A 19193-nucleotide genomic window follows, 5' to 3' on the forward strand; every position below is an offset into this window, starting at 1 on the left:
TCTTGCCCTTTTGTTATTTTTCAATGTAGTGCTATCCTTCTCTTTTCTATCCCAATCGGGCGCCCAATCATGGAGAGGTTATGCTTAGCTTTTTGTTACGTTCTGTCTTTTTAGGCTTAGCAACTGCCGTCATAGTGTTGCTCGCTGTCCCTTCTTTGCGTAGCAATGTCATTCCTGACGCCCTTGTTGATACACAACCGAGTAATATCGCCTCACTTGAAGTGTCTTTTAATCAAGCCGTGAGAAAAGCCGCACCTGCCGTAGTAAATATCTACAGCCGAAAATACGTTGAAAACGACCGCAGCAAGCTTTCTACACAAGGCTTGGGTTCCGGCGTGATCGTAAGTGAGAAAGGCTACATCATCACGAACTATCATGTAGTGGCGCAAGCAGACCAAATTGTTGTCGCACTTCAAGATGGCCGAGTGGCAGCCGCACAGTTGGTGGGGACTGACAAACGCACAGATATCGCGATTTTGCGTGTCGAAGGCTCTAACCTACCGGTTATCCCTCTGAACTCTGAATATAAGCCTCAGGTGGGCGATGTTGTACTGGCTATTGGTAACCCTTACAACTTGGGACAAACCACAACGTTCGGCATTATCTCTGCGACAGGTCGTTCATCAATCAGTGATGGTCGACAAGCCTTTATTCAGACCGATGCAGCAATCAACGAGGGTAACTCCGGAGGTGCATTGGTGAACACTCAAGGTGAACTGGTCGGTATCAATACCGCGTCATTCCAACAAGCGACAGACCTTGAAACCTACGGTATCTCGTTTGCCATTCCGGCACCGCTCGCCAACAAGATCATGCAGAAGATCATCGCAGATGGCCGAGTAATCCGTGGCTATATCGGTATTGATGGACAAGATATTAACGCCGTGACCGCTCGTCTATTGGGCAATGAGCACATTGGTGGCATTGTCGTACTTGGCATTGATCCAAATGGCCCTGCAAGTGCTGCTGGCTTTGAGAAACAAGACATCATCATCAGTATCAATGGCACCAAAGTTCAAGGGCGACAAAGCGTGATGGACATTGTCACTGACTTACGACCAGGAACGTCAGTCGACGTTGGGATTATCCGCAAGGGTAAAGAGATGAACGTAAAAGTCACCATCGCCGAAGACAAACAAGAAGCATAAAAAAATCCCAGCCATTGGCTGGGATTTTTGTTTGTGTGTTACTCGCTATCACTTGGCTCTTCTGAAGTGTCTGAGGCTCCCCCCATATCCACTTCAATACGCGTTACGCGCTGCAAGCCTCTCGGCAATAAGCTACCTCGGCGGCCACGTTCACCACGGAAGTTTTCTAAGTCCGCTGGTTTCAATCCCAACTTGCGCTTACCGGCATACAACGTCAGAGAAGCACCTTGTGGCAATGCCATCAAGTGAGACAGAACCTCTTCGCGCTCTTTAGCTTTCGCCGCTGGAATATTGATGATCTTGTTGCCTTTACCTTTCGCCAATTGCGGCAGGTCTTTAATAGGGAACAACAGCATACGACCTTGGTTGGTGATTGCTAAGATTTCATCCGAATCCAGATCCGCAATCGTCTTCGGTGTCATCACCTCAGAGTTGGCCGGTAGCGTCACGAGTGCCTTACCACTGCGGTTCTTAGACAGTAGCTCAGAGCCTTTACATACAAAGCCATAGCCCGCATCAGAACCCACCAGCCATAGCTGCTCATCTTCACCCATGATCACTTGGCGAATACTGCTACCAGCCGTGATGTTCAGGCGGCCAGTAATCGGCTCACCTTGGCTTCGCGCTGATGGTAGCGAGTGTGACTCTAATGAGTAGCTTCGGCCATCGCTACCGAAGAACACCGCTTGTTGGCTGCTCTTACCGCGAGCATGCGCAAGGTAGTTATCACCAGATTTATAGCTTAAGCCTTCTGCATCAACATCGTGGCCTTTCGCATGGCGAATCCAGCCTTTCTCTGAAAGAACCACTGTGATTGGCTCACTTGGTACTAGGTCACGCTCAGTCAACGCTTTTGCTTCTGCACGCTCAACCAATGGAGAGCGACGGTCATCACCGTATTTCTCTGCGTCCGCTTTAATCTCTTTCTTCAGTAGTGTGTTCAGACGACGCTCAGAGCCTAATAGCTGTTCTAGCTTCTCACGCTCTTTTTCTAGCTCGTCTTGTTCACCACGGATCTTCATCTCTTCTAGTTTTGCTAGATGACGAAGTTTAGTATCTAGAATCGCATCCGCTTGGATATCAGTAATACCAAAGCGTTCCATCAAGACCGCTTTTGGGTCGTCTTCAGTACGAATGATCTCAATCACTTCATCTAGATTTAGGTAAGCAACTAACAAACCTTCCAAGATGTGTAAACGAGCCATCACTTTGTCTAGGCGATATTGTAGACGACGACGCACAGTAGTACGACGGAACTCAATCCACTCAGACAGAATTTGTACCAGACCTTTCACTTGAGGACGGTTATCGAGACCGATCATGTTCAAGTTAACGCGGAAGCTGCGCTCAAGATCCGTTGAAGCGAATAAGTGATTCATCAACAAATCACAGTCAACGCGGTTTGACTTAGGCACAACGACGATTCGCGTTGGGTTCTCGTGATCCGATTCGTCACGAAGGTCGTCTACCATTGGTAGCTTCTTCGCACGCATTTGGTTCGCGATTTGTTCTAGTAACTTCGCACCCGATACTTGGTGTGGCAGAGAAGTAATGACGATATCAGAACCTTCTTTGTGCCATACCGCACGCATCTTGATACTACCGCGGCCGTTACGGTAAATCTTCTCGATATCTGCTTGTGGTGAAGTAATTTCTGCTTCCGTTGGGTAATCTGGACCTTTCACAAACTGCATCACATCAGGCAGTTCAGCTTTCGGGTTGTCGATTAAGTGGATGGTTGCATCTGCTACTTCACGAACATTGTGAGGCGGAATATCCGTCGCCATACCAACCGCGATACCAGTTACACCGTTTAGCAGGATATGAGGCAGACGCGCAGGCAACATTTGTGGCTCTTTCATCGTGCCATCAAAGTTTGGTTGCCATTCAACCGTGCCTTGACCTAACTCGCCTAGTAGAACTTCAGCAAACTTGGACAGTTTTGCTTCGGTATAACGCATTGCAGCGAATGATTTCGGGTCATCTGGCGCACCCCAGTTACCTTGACCATCTACCAATGGGTAACGGTAAGAGAATGGCTGAGCCATGAGTACCATCGCTTCGTAGCACGCTGAGTCACCATGCGGATGGTATTTACCCAGTACGTCACCAACGGTACGTGCTGATTTTTTATATTTCGCTGATGCCGAAAGACCAAGCTCTGACATTGCGTAAATGATGCGTCGTTGAACCGGTTTTAGACCATCACCAATGTATGGCAATGCGCGATCCATGATTACGTACATCGAGTAGTTCAGATAAGCGTCTTCAGTGAACTTGCGCATTGGCAACTGTTCAACGCCATCATAAGTAATTTCTGTAGACATCCGTTAAACCTCTGCCATATCGCCATTGCTTTGTAGCCAAGTGCGACGGTCATCTGCTCGTTTTTTACCAAGCAACATGTCCATCATTTCCATGGTCGCCGCAGAATCATCGATGGTTAACTGAACCAGACGTCGCGTATTTGGATCCATGGTAGTTTCGCGCAACTGAAGTGGGTTCATCTCACCCAGACCTTTGAATCGTTGCACGTTGATTTTGGCTTTCTTCTTCGACAAGCGCTCTAATACGCCATCTTTTTCGTCATCATCGAGGGCATAGAATACTTCTTTACCACAGTCGATACGGTACAGAGGCGGCATCGCTACGTAGATATGACCAGCTTCAACCAGCGCACGGAAGTGACGTGTGAACAGTGCACACAATAGCGTTGCGATGTGCAGACCATCCGAGTCCGCATCGGCAAGGATACAGATCTTACCGTAGCGAAGGCTGTCTAGGTTGTCGCTGTCTGGGTCGATCCCCAAAGCTACCGAGATGTCATGAACTTCTTGAGAAGCCAAAACTTGGTCTGCAGAGACTTCCCACGTGTTTAGGATCTTACCGCGCAGTGGCATCACCGCTTGGAACTCACGATCACGAGCTTGTTTGGCAGAACCGCCCGCCGAGTCACCCTCTACAAAGAAGATTTCTGTGCGGTTTAAGTCTTGTACTGAACAATCCGTTAGCTTACCAGGCAGTGCAGGACCAGATGCTACCTTCTTACGTACAACCTTTTTGCTCGCACGCATACGACGATGCGCGTTCGCGATACAAACTTCAGCAAGTTGCTCTGCAAGTTGTGGTTTTTCGTTCAACCAAAGACTGAATGAATCTTTCACTACACCAGATACAAACGCAGCGGTTTGACGAGAAGACAAACGCTCTTTAGTCTGACCGGCAAACTGTGGATCTTGAATCTTAACCGACAGGACGTATGAACAACGGTCGAAGACATCATCGCCAGTTAGTTTTACGCCACGAGGCAACAAGTTACGGAATTCACAGAACTCACGCATTGCATCAAGCAAACCTTGGCGAAGGCCGTTTACGTGTGTACCACCTTGCGCAGTCGGGATAAGGTTCACGTAACTCTCGGTGATCATCTCGCCGCCTTCTGGCTGCCAGATCACGGCCCAATTTGCTGCTTCTGTTTCGGCTGAGAATTCACCAGTAAATGGTTCTTCTGGCAGAACGGTATAACCTTTCACACCTTCCGCTAGATAGTCTTTCAAACCATCTTCGTAGAACCATTTGTAGTCTTTGTTGTTTACTTTATCTGTGAAAGTAATTTCTAGGCCAGGACAAAGTACTGCTTTCGCACGCAGGTTATTCACCAGACGAGTTACTGAGAAGTTTGCAGAATCAAAGTACTTAGCATCTGGCCAGAAGTGCACACTGGTGCCACGGTTACGACGACCACATGTGCCGACAACCGTCAGGTCAGAAACTTTATCACCGTGTTCAAAAGCAATCTCATACACTTGACCGTCACGACGTACGGTCACTTCCACACGCTTAGACAGCGCGTTTACAACAGAGATACCTACACCGTGCAAACCACCAGAGAATTGATAGTTCTTGTTAGAGAATTTACCACCCGCGTGAAGCTTACATAGGATCAGTTCAACACCTGAAACCTTCTCTTCTGGGTGGATATCAACAGGCATGCCTCGACCATCATCGATCACTTCTAGTGATTGGTCAGCATGTAGGATGACTTGTACTTTTGAGGCATGTCCGGCTAGCGCTTCATCGACACTGTTATCGATAACTTCTTGGCCCAAGTGGTTTGGGCGCGCTGTATCCGTATACATCCCTGGTCGGCGACGTACTGGCTCTAAGCCATTCAGTACTTCAATGGCACCAGCATTATATTGTTCAGTCATAATACGGAATTGTTCTCAAAGTTTACTTGTAACCCGAGCCTCACCGATGGGTGAGCGATACTCGAGAAACGAAAAAGCTACCCCGTCAGCACCCTTCTCATTGATCGGTCATGCATAACAAAGTAGTCAGGGCTTTACACCCCTAAGATCTTTTCGGCAAAACATAGTCGGAAAGCATACCCGCTATGTCAAGAAACGGTTGGATATATCAATAAAAACTATGAGCCTATTCCAATCGCTCTAGAAATCACAAATTTAAGAATTTAATGATTTGAGCAGGATAACGCTCAAAGCCAATAAAACTGTGATCACCGCCTTCTTCTACGCTTTTCTTAGCATCGGTAAATTTCTCTACCGCTTGGCGATAATCCAGAACCTCATCTTCTGTTTGCTGTAACAGCCAGAAGGATTGAGGCGACGCGATGCTTTTTACATCAAGAGCTTTCAGCTCGTCAATATGACAAGCTTCAAGTGTATAGGTTTCGTGCGTGTATGGGTTAGTTTGCTCCCCCAAATAGTCTATCAACAGCTCATAAGGCTTAACCGCAGGGTTAACAACGACCGCACGAAAACCAAATTGCGCGTTCAACCACGTAGACATGTAGCCCCCCAGAGAGCTGCCCACTAAACCAATGTTATAGTCACCTTTATATTGCTCAACAATCTCTAATAGACATTGAGCGGCAAGTTGTGGAAAGCATGGCAATTGAGGCACAACAACTTTAATGTCTGGGCGCTGCTGTTCACAGTACTCTTTCATCAAATTCGCCTTCATTGAAAGTGGCGAACTGTTAAAACCATGGATATACAGTAGTAGCGCCGGTTTGCTCATAAAAGCCTCACAGAAGAAAAAGTAAGCCCGAACATAAAGTTCGGGCGTGATATTTGGTTAGTAGCCGTTTGAGGTAAAGTCTGGCTGAAACTGCCCATCCGTCAGGCGATTAACCTCAGTAGAAATGTCACCACTCGGGTGAAGTTCTAATTCTCGCCACCCTGGGCACTCTGTGTCTAACGCAAAGTCATCGGAGTTCGGCTTAAACTGCACACAGGTTGAAGGTGTTGCCATCACTCGAATACCATTATAAAGAACATTCATGTCTTGGTGCACATGACCACACAAAATGCCCTTTACGTTCTCAAAACGGTCTACAACTTGCCAAAATGCTTCAGCATCCTTCAGTGTATGCTGGTCAAGCCAAGCACTACCAACTAACAACGGGTGATGGTGCAATAACACAAGTGTGTGTCGGTCTGGGTAGTCAGACAACTTTTCTTCTAATAGGGAAAGTTGCTGATCACTTAAACGCCCATGAGGCACGCCCACAACTTGTGAATCTAGCAAGATCAACTGCCAATGTTCACCCAGCAAAAGGTGCTCAACAGATTGAATTTGAGGTGATGGTAGAACCGTCCCCATGTTTGGTTTGAAGTCGTGATTGCCAGGCAACCAAAAACACGCTTTCTCCAGCGGCGCAATACCCTCGGCAAAACGCTGGTAAGACTCGGCACTGTGATCTTGTGAAATATCACCCGTCGCCAAGATGTATTCAAACTGCACTTGACGATGAAGAACTTCTTTCACCACGGCTTCAAAGCTGTCGGCGGTTCTTACGCTCAGCAAACTGCCCTCATCTGCGGCAAACAGATGAGTATCCGTGATTTGTATAAGCTTTATGCTGTCACTAGATGATTGCAAAATGAAAACCTGATTCGTCCACTATTTAATTTTTTGTTATTTTCCCTTAGTGACGTGACAATCAATTGAAGGCAAGTGGCGATCGACTAATGCCACTTCGTAAACAGAACGTCAGCCATTCACCAAGGAACGTATTAAGTTGATGTTTTTCATCTTTCTGCATCAACTGGTCGTTGGGATAATCATATTTAGCTTTGATACGAGAGAACTCTCCGCTTGAGCATACTTCAGCAACTCTTGCATCGTGATAAAGCCTGACAGACATCGTCGGTAAAGGAAACACCGGCATCTCATCACTCTGACATATCTCAACAACTGTGGTGTATTTTGTGATTTCATTCACGGTCAGTTGGTAAACCATGTTCGCTGCTTGATAACAACGAATATCACCAACTTCGGCAGAAGCAGGCAGCAAAGCATTGAGCTTAGCGTAGTTGGTCTCATAAGTTCTCATCAGACCCGCTAAGTCAACATGGTATCGCTGTTTTACCGCTACTTGTGCCATTACTTATTCTCCACCGATTGGGGAAACTCCCCATTGTGATTTCAATTCTTGATGGTTAAGTTGTAACCATTGCAATGCAATGATAGAAGCACCATTTTCGAATTTTCCATCCTTCACCCATTGATACGCAGTTTCGCGACTCAGTACATGAACACGAATATCTTCATTCTCATAGTCTAAACCATGAATGCCATGCGCTTTAGTTGCATCCACTTCTCCAATGAACACATCTAATTTTTCCGAGCAACCACCAGAAGAAGGGTAATAAGAAGTAACCGAGGTGACGCGTCCCACTTGGATCCCTGCTTCCTCTTCTGCTTCTCGACGAATCACTTCTTCAGCGGACTCATCACGGTCTATCATTCCTGCAACAATTTCGAATTGCCAAGGAGATGAATGTTCCAATGCCCCAACTCGGATCTGTTCAATGATCACAACTTGATCAGTCACAGGATCATACGGGAGCATGGCCGCAGCATGACCACGTTCGAACATTTCTCGTTCGACAATCCCACTCCAACCACCAGCAAATAATCTATGCTTAAAACGGTATTTCACCATTTTAAAGAAACCTTTAAACACGGTTTCCTTTGAGATTATTTCCACATCTTGGGGAGTAAAATCATTTTGTTGCTTGTCACACTGTTGCATTCAACACCTCTCTGAGTGAATCTTGTAGTTTACTCATTGTTATTCGCTTGCTCAAAGGACTTGGCTCAACTTTTTGTACAATAGTTATAAATTATTTTAAGCCTTTCTCAAAAATTTATTGCACAGGTGGATAATTACGTGTAAAAAAGTGCAAAGTTTAGAGTAAATATCGTCCAAATTGAGTTAAACTACTGAGAATTAACCAATCTATTGACCGCGGGAATGGAAAATGAAAAAACTGCTTCCACTATTTATCAGTGCAGCGCTAGGCAGTATGAGCACAGCAGCATGGGCAGACTCCCTTGCTGAAATTTATGACTTAGCAAAACAAAATGACCCACAATTGCTCAGCGTAGCAGCGCAGCGTGATCAAGCTTTTGAAGCAATCAACTCTAGCCGCAGTGCCCTACTACCACAAATCAACTTAACCGCGGGTTATGACATTACACGTGGCGACAGAGATCAAGACTTCGGTAGTAAAGTATCGACGGACCAAAACGTCTTATCTGCAGGCGTTGGCTTTACACAAGAGCTGTACAACCGCGCGTCTTGGATTACCCTAGACACTGCAGAAAAAACGGCACGTCAATCAGATGCAACTTATGCAGCAACGCAACAAGGTTTGATCCTTCGCGTTTCTCAAGCTTACTTTGAAGTACTGCGTGCACAAGACAACCTAGTGTTTGTTCGTGCAGAGAAAGCCGCGGTTGGTCGCCAATTAGAGCAAACCAAACAACGTTTTGAAGTAGGCCTATCGGCAATTACTGACGTACATGATGCACAAGCACAATTTGATGCAGTATTGGCTGATGAAGTTCTAGCAGAAAACGATCTGATCAACAGCTACGAGTCACTACGTGAAATTACAGGCCAAGAACACAAAAACCTAAATGTTCTTGATACTGCTCGTTTCTCTGCAAGTCGTCCAAGCACACCAGCTGAAACACTAGTAGAAGAAGCAAAAACAACCAACCTAAGCCTTTTATCAGCACGTATTTCACAAGACATTGCGCGTGACAATATTTCGCTAGCGAGTTCTGGTCACCTACCAACGCTATCTCTGGACGGTGGTTACAACTACGCTGATACTGCGGAAAGCATTAACGATAATACAGCCGATGGCTTCAATGTTGGTGTAAACCTAGCCGTGCCACTTTACACAGGTGGTCGTACAACATCTGAAGTGAAACAAGCGGAATACAGCTACGTTGCTGCTAGTGAAAACCTAGAAGCTGAATACCGTAGTGTTGTGAAAGAAGTGCGAGCACAAAACAACAACATTAACGCCTCTATCGGCGCACTAAAAGCGTACGAACAATCTGTGGTTTCTGCACAGTCTGCACTTGAAGCAACAGAAGCTGGTTTCGATGTTGGTACTCGTACTATCGTTGACGTGCTAGACGCAACTCGTCGTCTTTACGATGCAAACAAAAACCTTTCAGATGCACGTTACAACTACATTCTTGCAGGTCTTCAGCTACGCCAAGCCGTTGGTACGCTAAGTGAGCAAGACATCCTAGATGTAGACGCGGGCCTTAAGCCAGCAAAATAAACGTCTAAGTAACACGAAAAACGCCAGTTGATTTCAACTGGCGTTTTTTTTGGGCTAAGTAACCAAGCCAAGTGCGCTCTAGGCCCCTTCCCCTTCGAAGGGGGGGATTAGGAAGGGGTTGCTTCTCGATCTAATTGACGACACTGGTTTTCAATCAGACCGAGCATTCCCCCCTCTAACTCCCCCTTGAAAAGAGGGAGGTCTGGAATGCGTTTGTGGTTAGATGCACTCCTCCAAAAACAACAAAGGCCGCTCGAAAGCGACCTTTAACAATCAATTTGTAGTAATCAGTTTGGCGAGCAAGGTATTAACCCTTACCACCTTTGATAGCGTTGATGATCTCGCTGGTTGAACAACCATCTTCAAAGTTCAGTACACGAACTTCACCGCCTGCAGCAATCACTTCTTTACCACCCGCGATCTCTTCTGGTTTGTAATCACCACCTTTCACCAATAAGCTAGGCAGCACTTCTGAGATCAAACGCTGTGGTGTGTCTTCACTGAACGGTACAACCCAATCAACCGCGCCAAGACCCGCCAAGACTGCCATACGACGATCTGTTGGGTTCACTGGACGACCTGGGCCTTTCAAGCGTTTCACTGAGTCATCAGTATTCACTGCAACGATTAGGCGGTCACCTAACTCAGCAGCATGATTTAGGTAAGAAACATGACCTGCGTGTAGAATATCGAAACAACCATTGGTCATCACCACCTTCTCGCCTTTTGCACGTGCTTTCTTCACGGCTTCAATCAGCGCTTGCTCTGAAATCACGCCGTAGTCTGTATCTTGACTGCCGTGAATAGCTTCAGCCAATTCAATCTCAGATAGTGTTGATGTACCTAATTTACCAACCACAACACCTGCGGCTGCGTTTGCTAGTGCACAAGCTTCTTCAAACGATTTACCAGCGGCTACCGATGCTGCTAATACAGAAATAACCGTATCACCCGCACCTGTTACGTCATACACTTCTTTCGCTTGTGTCGGTAGGTGGAATGGCTCTGCACCACGGCGAATCAATGTCATGCCGTTTTCGCTGCGTGTCACCAACAGAGCTTCAAATTCGAACTCTTCAACTAAAGCTAGCGCTTTTTCTACTAACTCTTGGTCAGATTTCACTTTGCCTACAACGTCTTCAAACTCTTTCATGTTTGGAGTCAGAAGGGTTGCGCCACGGTAGCGTTCGAAATCCGCCCCTTTAGGGTCAATAAATACAGGAATGTTTGCTGCGCGTGCTTTTTGGATGTACGCCTGTACATGCTCAAGCGAACCTTTTGCGTAGTCAGACATGATGACCGCTTTCACGCTTGGTAGCGCGGCTTCCATGCGAGACAATACAGGCTCTGCATCTGTGTTCTCGAACTTGTCTTCAAAATCCAAACGAATCAACTGTTGACCACGGCTCATGACTCGCAGTTTAGTAATCGTTGGGTATTCAGGAAGCGCCACAAAGTCGCATTTTACTTTTAGCGAGTTCAGGGTTTCAGTCAGCACTTTCGCTGGCTCATCCATACCCGTTAGACCAACAATGTGAGCGTGACCGCCAAGTGAAGCAATATTCATTGCGACGTTCGCAGCACCACCTGGACGCTCTTCATTGTTTTCTACTTTCACAACAGGTACTGGCGCTTCAGGAGAAATACGTCCAGTCGGGCCATACCAGTAACGATCTAGCATGACATCGCCGATGATAAGCACACCAGCGCTGTTGTAATCAGGTAGAATTGGTTTCATTATTGGTCTCCAAAAATTAAATCGTGGTGAGTTTAACACAGCCTTTTTCTAGGCTGAACCTTGCACATGACTTCTGCTTAGGCAAACCATTGATTCCATGCTTGCTTCACCCACTCGCGCTCCGCAACAAACTTATCTTCCGCCACATCAGCATCCAAATTAAGTAAGTTACGGCGATGAATCTCATCACGCATCGATGTGTATGCGCGAGTTAACTGCATCGCTTGATTTTCTTCCATAACACCCTGAGCAATCAAGGTTTCAAAAATTCTTACGTTATCGCACCAACGTATTAGTTTAGGCTTACTGTGACTGTAGTTGAGCACAAGGTATTGAGCGAGAAATTCAACGTCGGTAATACCGCCCTTATCCTGCTTAAGCATAAAGCGCTCAGACTTTTTCCCGCCAAGGTGATCACGCATTTTTTCCCGCATATCGACCACCTGCTTCTTCAGCGTATCTTGGTCACGCGATTTACACAGCACATCATGGCGCGTGTTATGGAAAGCTATCGCTAATGGTTCGTCACCATAAATCATGCGAGCACGTACTAACGCCTGATGTTCCCAAGTCCACGCATCTTGATGTTGATAATCGTCAAATGCATCGGTCGGGCTTACCAGTAATCCTGATGCACCAGAAGGACGTAAGCGAGTATCCACTTCGTACAGAATGCCTGATGCAGTGCGGGTCGAGAAAATATGAATGATGCGCTGTGCCAAACGAAGGTAAAACTGACGACCGTCGATTTCTTTCTTACCATCGGTATACACATTTACCGGACAATCGTGCATAAACACGATGTCGAGATCTGAGTTGTAGCCCAATTCCCAACCACCGACTTTCCCATAACCAATCACAGCAAAACCTTTACCTTCACGATCTTTTACGTGTGTTGGTTCACCATACTTTTCCGACACTTGTAGCCAAGCTTGGTTCACTACGGCTTCTACGATGGCTTCAGCTAAGTAAGTTAAGTGGTCACTTACTTTCATCACTGGTAACACACCAGCAATGTCTGCGGCAGCAATGCGGAGGATGCAAATTTGCTTGAACTGACGCAACGCCTCCATTTGCTGTTCCATATCATCCTCTGGAATACGAGCAAGGAAGTCGCGCAGCTCCGTTCGGTAGTTGTCGAGTGGGATTGGGTTATAAAGGTGCTGAGGGTCGATCAGCTCATCAAGCAGTATTGGGTAACGCGATAGCTGCTCGGAAATCATCGGACTTGCAGTGCACAGACGCACCAATTGCACCAATGCGGCAGGGTGCTCATCCAGCAATTCTAAATACGTAGTGCGCGTGCAAATGTTATGCAGCAAATGCAGAACTCGTGGCAGACCAAACTGTGCATCAGGATGGGCGAACACCGCATCGAAGACTTTCGGCATTAACTTAGTTAAGACTTCACGCCCACGTGGGCCAAGCGTTTTTTTCGCTAAGTCTGCCTTAAACTGCATGATGGTTTTAGCAAGCGCTTCCGAGTTCTCCGTTTTGATGTCTTCTTGCAACACATGTTCAAGCACATCTTGCTTGGTCGCCATGTCCCAAAGTTCATGGAAATGACGTGCGATGGTTTCCGTCTCGTCCTCTTCGTCATCACCAATTAAGTTCTCAAACACCTTATGTACGTTAGCCATATGCTGTTGAGTTTGAGCAATCAAATCATCCCAAGCATCAAATCGCATCGCAATGGCCAGTTTTAGGCGTTCATCATCGCAATCAGGCAAGGTTTGGGTTTGTTTATCGGCCATCGCTTGCAGCAAGTTTTCCAGCTTACGTAAGTATTTATAGGCCGTTTCTAAATTCTCGACTTCTGATGGGGTTAACTGGCCTAATTCACCAATGGCATTCAAGGTTTCTAGTAAACCACGACCTCGCAAAGAAGGCTCTCGACCACCACGAATTAACTGGAATACTTGAGCAATAAACTCAATTTCACGAATGCCACCAGCGCCTAATTTAATGTTGTTACTCAAACCACGGCGACGTACTTCACTGCTGATCATCGATTTCATTCGACGCAGAGATTGAATCGCACTGAAGTCGATATAACGGCGGAACACAAATGGGCGCAGCATCTGGCGCAATTCTTGGTATTGCGGATACATTTCGCTGCCCATGACGCGTGCTTTGATCATCGCGTAACGTTCCCAGTCGCGCCCTTGCTCTTGATAATAATCTTCGAGAGCTGCGTAGCTCATGACCAAGGGGCCACTTTCACCAAACGGACGTAGACGCATGTCAACGCGGTAACAGAAACCATCAAAGGTTTGTTGGTCGAGCGCTTTAATGATGCGTTGACCCAAACGGGTAAAGAACTGTGCATTGGCAATACTACGACGTGCACCTTGCGTCTCACCATTTTCTGGATAGGTGAAGATCAAGTCGATATCGGAAGAAAAGTTCAGCTCGCCACCACCCAACTTACCCATACCAATGATCAGCATAGGTTGCGCTTCGCCTTCGGCATTGGTTGGGGTTCCCCACTCATTGCAACAAATCTTATATTGCCATTGGTAGGTCTCGAAGATCATCGCTTCTGCCAATTGTGATAAGTGACTAAGTGACTCTTCTAGCGTCCAAGTGTGGGTGAAGTCTTTCCACGCAATGTAGACCATTTCACGGTTGCGAAATTGGCGCAGCACACGGTGTCCCGCCATTTCATCTTGGCATTCCACCAGAAGCTCTGCGAGGCGTGTACGATAAGCTTGTTGTCGACTGCTTTCTGCCAGCATGCTTGGCAAGTTTTGTGCGAGTGTCTCATCACGATGAATCGCTTCGGTTATGAACTTACTTAACCCAGACACAAAACGAAATTGCTCAGCAATCTCGGTTGGCCATTGTTGAACGTATCCCGCTTGCTCGGCGTTTTGAACCGCAGAATCCGCGACAGAAATCAGTGACGAAGGCAGCTGCATTTTTCTTCCTTGTTTGAAAAGCACTGTGATTAGGTGTTATCACTTATTTATACCAGAGTTAGCACAAATAAAAACGCCCACAAAAGGTTTGTGGGCGTTTTATCAAAGCTTGTTAGACTTAGACTTGGAAGGATTTAATCTTCTCATCTAACTCTTCGGCATTACTTTGCATCATTTCAGACGTTTCAAGCAACTCCGTCACAACAACAACAGATGCTTCCACCAACTCACGAACGTTAGTGAGGTTTTGGCTCATTTCTTCTGCGACGCTACTTTGTTGGCCTGAAGCCGTCGCAATCTGGAAGTTCATGTCGTTGATTTGTGTCACTTGACCAACGATGCCATCCAGTTCAGAGCCTGCATTGGACACCAACTCAACCCCTTCAGCTGCTTCAACCACGCTCTTTTCCATCAATTCGACGGCAGATTCAGCACTCGATTGAAGCTGTGTGATCATTTCTTGAATTTCAACGGTCGCTTGTTGTGTACGCTGGGCAAGGTTACGAACCTCATCCGCAACCACGGCAAAACCTCGACCTGCTTCACCTGCACGCGCCGCTTCAATCGCTGCGTTCAACGCAAGTAGGTTAGTTTGCTCTGAGATACCTTGAATGGTCCCTACTACACTACCAATCGCTTCTACGCGTTCTTCTACTTGGTTAACGGCACTTGCCGAAGACGCGATATCAGAAGAGAGCTCACTCATTTTAGACACGGTTTTTTGCAAGAACTGCTGGCCAGTCACTGCTTGAGTTGAAGCTTGCTCGGTTAAAGTTGACGCTGTTTGCGCATGTTCAGCTACAGTTTGTACGGTTGAAGACATCTCGCTCATGGCCGTCGCAAGCTGGTCGATTTCATTAAACTCTTCTTGTGCTGACTCTTTCGTCTCGGACATGCTCAATGTCATCACCTCTGTGAGGGTAGAAAGTTCTTCCGAAGAGTTGATTTGCATTTGAATGACATCATGCAGTTGGCGACGAGTGGTCTCAAGTTCACGAGCCACATCGCCGTATTCGTCTTTACAATCCATTCCAAAAGGAACAGAAAGGTTCTTACTTGCCATTAATTTGATGGCTTCATTAAGGTATTGCGTCTGACGCAACATCACGCGCGCAGCGGCCAGCAGTAGTACCACAAACACCACAATTAAGATCGCTGTTTGCCAAGCAACTTGAGTGAGATACGCTTCATAATGCTGCTGGGCAACTTGTTCGTTCTGAGTTGCCGCTAGTAATGAATCGTAGAATGTGCTCGCATCCCACAGTTGCTTCGCCACAATTAGGATGGTGCTAAATACCATCAACATGACCATTTTCGGAACGAGCTTGATGTCGGATATCACCCTTTCCCACGGCTTAAATGCCAGCTTTTCCATTGTCAGTTCTCCACCGAGTCTTATATAGTCTTACTTATACTTATGCGCGCACTTAACGTTGCCTGCGCGATTTATTTCGAGCTTCGTATGAAAAACCATGATATCAAAGACAGCACCAAACCGATGGGGCTGCTATCACTAATATTGTCCTTTATGGCACTATTTGTGATCTCTGGCCTGTTGTTTTTCCCGCTTGATAACGAAACCCGTCAAGTTCTTATCGGTCTGGATTTTATAATCTGTAGTATTTTTCTATTACAGCTCACCATAGATTTGATCCGGGCCACAGATCGCAGGTCATTTCTTAAGCATCACTGGATCGATTTTGTGGCGAGTATCCCAATGGTTGAGCCTTTACGCTTCGCTCGACTGTTTCACATCTTGCGTGTCATTTTGGTCTTACGCTCTTCAAAGTTCATTCTTTTACAGCTCAAGCAAAACCGTCGAGAAACCACTCTAGCCTCTATCTTATTGCTAATGGTGGTTCTGATAACTCTTGGTTCCAGTGCCATGTTGTTTATTGAAGGACAAAGTCCTGAGGCAAACATCCAAACGGGAACAGATGCATTGTGGTGGGCATTTGTGACCATCTCAACAGTTGGTTATGGTGACCATTATCCGGTGACGACAGGCGGCAAACTACTGGCTGTACTGGTCATCATCTGTGGTGTCGGTATCTTCGGTATGATTTCTGGTTTGATTACATCGATTCTGACTGCGCCAACCAGACAGCAAGATCATCGCTCAAAAAATAAAGAAAAGCTGTTAGAACAGGTGCTAGACAGACAAGAACAGATTTTGAACCGGCTACAAGTGATTGAAGAAGAGCTTCAAGAACAAAAGCAGCAGACAAAAAAATAGGACCCTAAGGTCCTATTTTTTATTGTTTGATCTTACTCTTGCCAGTAGGGCTCAACTTCCACGCTGATGGCTCGCGTCTGATCCATCGCGTGCAAAATAGAACGCTCTTGACGATGTAACCAACGTTCCAGTTGCTCTTGCTCTTCCCCTTCTAACATACCAACCAATGGCAATAGATGGTTCAACATCAGCAAGTCATCAATACCATGCACTAAATCAGCCCATGGCAGTCGGAAACTATTACGTTCTTCCGAATCGTACAAACTCGCAAAGCCGATACCCGTATAGAGATTTCGTAATAGACGGTAACGTTGATCAACGTATTCTTGTCCTGACAGCTGACGCTCCGCTGGGAATGCTTCCATCAGCTCCGCCCAAGTGCGATCCAATTGCGTGACAGAAAACGGCTGGATATTCGCAGACATTTTTTCACTAGCTTTGTCGTCTAAGAAAGGTTGCCAACCACGAGTGAGAATCCAACGGCTCAAATCCAATAGCAGACCGGTGTAACGTGCCGAACTGAGGAGTTGAAGGGTCTCTTCACGACCAGGTAGCTCTTCTAGTTGCTGCGTCAACTCAGAAACTAAGAACTTACGAGCATCCAGTTTACGTAACACATTACCTTTATCATCTAAAAGCTCTTCTAAGTGCGCGTGCTCGTCTAGCCACTCTAGCTCTTCTTCCAACCATTTTAGTTCTTGGCGTAAAATCGCACTGGCGCGACGCGGCACCATTCCACCAAAGATAGTCAGAGTCTGACGAATAAAACGAATTGAATTACCAATTTCGCGCAGAGCCTCAACACTGTCTCTTTCAGTAAAAATTTGCTCATGGTAATGCCAATGAGAAAGCGCATGCTCTAACGAGTTAATAAAGCAGTACTCTACGGTATCTGTCTTACTACTATCGACTAAAGACAAAGGCTTCACTTCATCCCCTGCATAGCCACTCGCCAAGCGGTAACCTTTTGCGGCTTTGCTCAGGTTACCCAAGCGCATACCGCCAGCTTCACATAGACTACGAGCAAGAGTAAACAGTGCATCGGTTTGACCTGATTTCAGTTCCAGTTCAACTTCGCAAATAGGATCTTGTTTCTCTTCCCCTTCGGCATCAACAGCAATTACAGCACCTTGGTCAAAAGCCACTTCGATTTGACTGCCATCAGGCATACCAATCAGCCACTGTTCACGAGTGAAGTTGGTAGAGAATAGAGGGGTCAATTCTGATTGCAGCGTCGCAACGTCTTTACCTACTGGCCAAATGTCAGAAGGGTGAAGCGTGAGTTCTGGCTCATTACTGGTGTGCTCAGCATTGTATTCTGGTCTTTGATGAAGGCCCGCTACAACGCGTCCTGCTGTTTTTACAGTTTGGACAAAAACGTCATCAAAACGGCGAATTCTTAAACCAATGTCGTGCTGTCTTAACCATTTATCAGCGGTATCAAAATAGGTGTTACCCAAGTCACGACAACTGTGCTGAAGTACTTTTGTTTCAGAAATTTTTGCTCTTAAAGTTTCTGAAAATTCAGGAGAAACAAAAAACTTCAGTTCTATCTCGGTTTCCATAGCTATACCTTTCAAAGCAGATAGAAACAGGATATTGCCTAATTTCTCACACGGCAAGAAAGAAATATCACCGGAATGATGATCTAAAACAGTTTTAAAGAGTGATTTAATGCGTTACCATGCGCGCCTTTATAGCCATCGTTCAACATTTCGCCAAGAAATGGTGTATGTTTTTTTAAGGTTATAGCTATTAGGTTGAATGACCATGCCAGTAAATACAATTATGGGGTTATTTGCAAAGTCCCCAATTAAGCCTTTGCAACGCCACGTTGTCTGTGTCAACGAATGTTGTTCACACTTGGTTAAGTTCTTTGAAGTATCTTCAAAGGGTGACTGGGAAAAAGCAGCAGAAATTCGCGCTCAAATTTCTCACCTAGAGAAAGAAGCAGACGTTCTGAAACGTGAAATCCGTCTAAAACTGCCTCGCGGTTTGTTCATGCCAGTCGATCGTACTGACATGCTTGAGCTTCTGACTCAACAGGACAAACTTGCTAACCTGGCAAAAGACATTGCTGGCCGTGTATATGGCCGTCAACTTGTCATTCCAGAGGCTCTCCAATCAAATTTCCTCGCTTACGTTCAACGATGTCTTGATGCGGCTGACCAGGCGCAAAAAGTGATCAATGAACTTGATGAACTTCTTGAAACTGGCTTTAAAGGCCGTGAAGTAACGCTAGTTGCTGAAATGATTAATCAACTAGATGTTATCGAAGATGACACCGATGCCATGCAGATTGAATTACGCCAACAATTGATGGCGATTGAACCTGACATGAACCCTATCGACGTCATGTTCTTGTACAAGATTCTTGAATGGGTAGGTGGTATTGCCGACCAAGCGCAGCGCGTAGGTGCTCGTTTGGAAGTCATGCTATCTCGATCTTAAATCATAAGTTAACGACATAACGAAGAGCATTACGAATGCAAGTCAGATGGACGATGACGAGATTCACCGTCTTATGGGCTGATG

14 protein-coding genes are annotated in these 19193 nt (G+C 46.1%); 4 read left to right on the forward strand and 10 right to left on the reverse strand.

Features of this window, described 5'->3' with window-relative positions:
- Positions 1-80 precede the first annotated feature (80 nt).
- Positions 81-1148, forward strand: coding sequence for an outer membrane-stress sensor serine endopeptidase DegS (degS, locus tag VJL_RS12125; protein WP_038866223.1), 1068 nt, complete (start codon positions 81-83; stop codon positions 1146-1148).
- A 38-nt stretch (positions 1149-1186) separates the two neighbouring features.
- Here the strand turns inward: degS and parC are convergent, their stop codons facing one another.
- The 6 genes from parC to nudF all read right to left on the reverse strand — a co-directional run bounded on the left by parC (position 1187) and on the right by nudF (position 8211).
- Positions 1187-3475, reverse strand: a complete 2289-nt coding sequence (parC, locus tag VJL_RS12130) for a DNA topoisomerase IV subunit A (RefSeq protein WP_038878246.1) — start codon at positions 3473-3475, stop codon at positions 1187-1189.
- A 3-nt stretch (positions 3476-3478) separates the two neighbouring features.
- The gene (parE, locus tag VJL_RS12135; RefSeq protein ID WP_038866219.1) at positions 3479-5359 is read right to left on the reverse strand and encodes a DNA topoisomerase IV subunit B; all 1881 of its coding nucleotides are present in this window, start codon (positions 5357-5359) and stop codon (positions 3479-3481) included.
- Positions 5360-5606: 247 nt separating this feature from the next.
- Positions 5607-6191 carry an esterase YqiA gene (yqiA, locus tag VJL_RS12140; RefSeq protein WP_038878247.1) on the reverse strand — a complete coding sequence of 195 codons (585 nt, stop codon included), beginning with the start codon at positions 6189-6191 and terminating at the stop codon, positions 5607-5609.
- A 57-nt stretch (positions 6192-6248) separates the two neighbouring features.
- Positions 6249-7055: a 3',5'-cyclic-AMP phosphodiesterase gene (gene cpdA / locus VJL_RS12145; RefSeq protein WP_038866216.1), complete on the reverse strand. Its 807-nt coding sequence runs from the start codon at positions 7053-7055 to the stop codon at positions 6249-6251.
- Between the two features lie 61 nt (positions 7056-7116).
- Positions 7117-7560 (reverse strand): DUF1249 family protein, encoded by a 444-nt coding sequence (locus VJL_RS12150; RefSeq protein ID WP_038878249.1) that lies wholly within the window; start codon positions 7558-7560, stop codon positions 7117-7119.
- Between the two features lie 3 nt (positions 7561-7563).
- A complete protein-coding gene (nudF, locus tag VJL_RS12155) occupies positions 7564-8211 on the reverse strand; it encodes an ADP-ribose diphosphatase (RefSeq protein ID WP_038866210.1) in 648 nt (215 codons plus the stop codon).
- A 229-nt stretch (positions 8212-8440) separates the two neighbouring features.
- Here nudF and tolC point away from each other — a divergent pair, with 229 nt between their 5' ends.
- Positions 8441-9763 carry an outer membrane channel protein TolC gene (gene tolC, locus VJL_RS12160; protein ID WP_038878251.1) on the forward strand — a complete coding sequence of 441 codons (1323 nt, stop codon included), beginning with the start codon at positions 8441-8443 and terminating at the stop codon, positions 9761-9763.
- Positions 9764-10070: 307 nt separating this feature from the next.
- Here the strand turns inward: tolC and hldE are convergent, their stop codons facing one another.
- The 3 genes from hldE to VJL_RS12175 all read right to left on the reverse strand — a co-directional run bounded on the left by hldE (position 10071) and on the right by VJL_RS12175 (position 15797).
- Positions 10071-11501 (reverse strand): bifunctional D-glycero-beta-D-manno-heptose-7-phosphate kinase/D-glycero-beta-D-manno-heptose 1-phosphate adenylyltransferase HldE, encoded by a 1431-nt coding sequence (gene hldE, locus VJL_RS12165; protein ID WP_038866208.1) that lies wholly within the window; start codon positions 11499-11501, stop codon positions 10071-10073.
- 77 nt (positions 11502-11578) lie between these two features.
- Positions 11579-14422 carry a bifunctional [glutamate--ammonia ligase]-adenylyl-L-tyrosine phosphorylase/[glutamate--ammonia-ligase] adenylyltransferase gene (gene glnE / locus VJL_RS12170; protein WP_038878253.1) on the reverse strand — a complete coding sequence of 948 codons (2844 nt, stop codon included), beginning with the start codon at positions 14420-14422 and terminating at the stop codon, positions 11579-11581.
- A 118-nt stretch (positions 14423-14540) separates the two neighbouring features.
- Positions 14541-15797: a methyl-accepting chemotaxis protein gene (locus tag VJL_RS12175; protein WP_038866204.1), complete on the reverse strand. Its 1257-nt coding sequence runs from the start codon at positions 15795-15797 to the stop codon at positions 14541-14543.
- A gap of 42 nt (positions 15798-15839) precedes the next feature.
- Between VJL_RS12175 and VJL_RS12180 the strand changes: the two genes are divergently transcribed.
- The gene (locus VJL_RS12180; RefSeq protein WP_038866202.1) at positions 15840-16658 is read left to right on the forward strand and encodes a potassium channel family protein; all 819 of its coding nucleotides are present in this window, start codon (positions 15840-15842) and stop codon (positions 16656-16658) included.
- A 32-nt stretch (positions 16659-16690) separates the two neighbouring features.
- On the opposite strand, the gene VJL_RS12185 is transcribed toward VJL_RS12180, so the two are convergent.
- Positions 16691-18223 (reverse strand): CYTH and CHAD domain-containing protein, encoded by a 1533-nt coding sequence (locus VJL_RS12185; RefSeq protein ID WP_038878255.1) that lies wholly within the window; start codon positions 18221-18223, stop codon positions 16691-16693.
- 205 nt (positions 18224-18428) lie between these two features.
- Between VJL_RS12185 and VJL_RS12190 the strand changes: the two genes are divergently transcribed.
- Positions 18429-19109 (forward strand): TIGR00153 family protein, encoded by a 681-nt coding sequence (locus VJL_RS12190; protein ID WP_038866436.1) that lies wholly within the window; start codon positions 18429-18431, stop codon positions 19107-19109.
- The last annotated feature ends 84 nt before the right edge of the window (positions 19110-19193 follow it).

Source organism: Vibrio jasicida CAIM 1864 = LMG 25398, assembly GCF_000400365.1.
Lineage (GTDB): Bacteria > Pseudomonadota > Gammaproteobacteria > Enterobacterales > Vibrionaceae > Vibrio > Vibrio jasicida.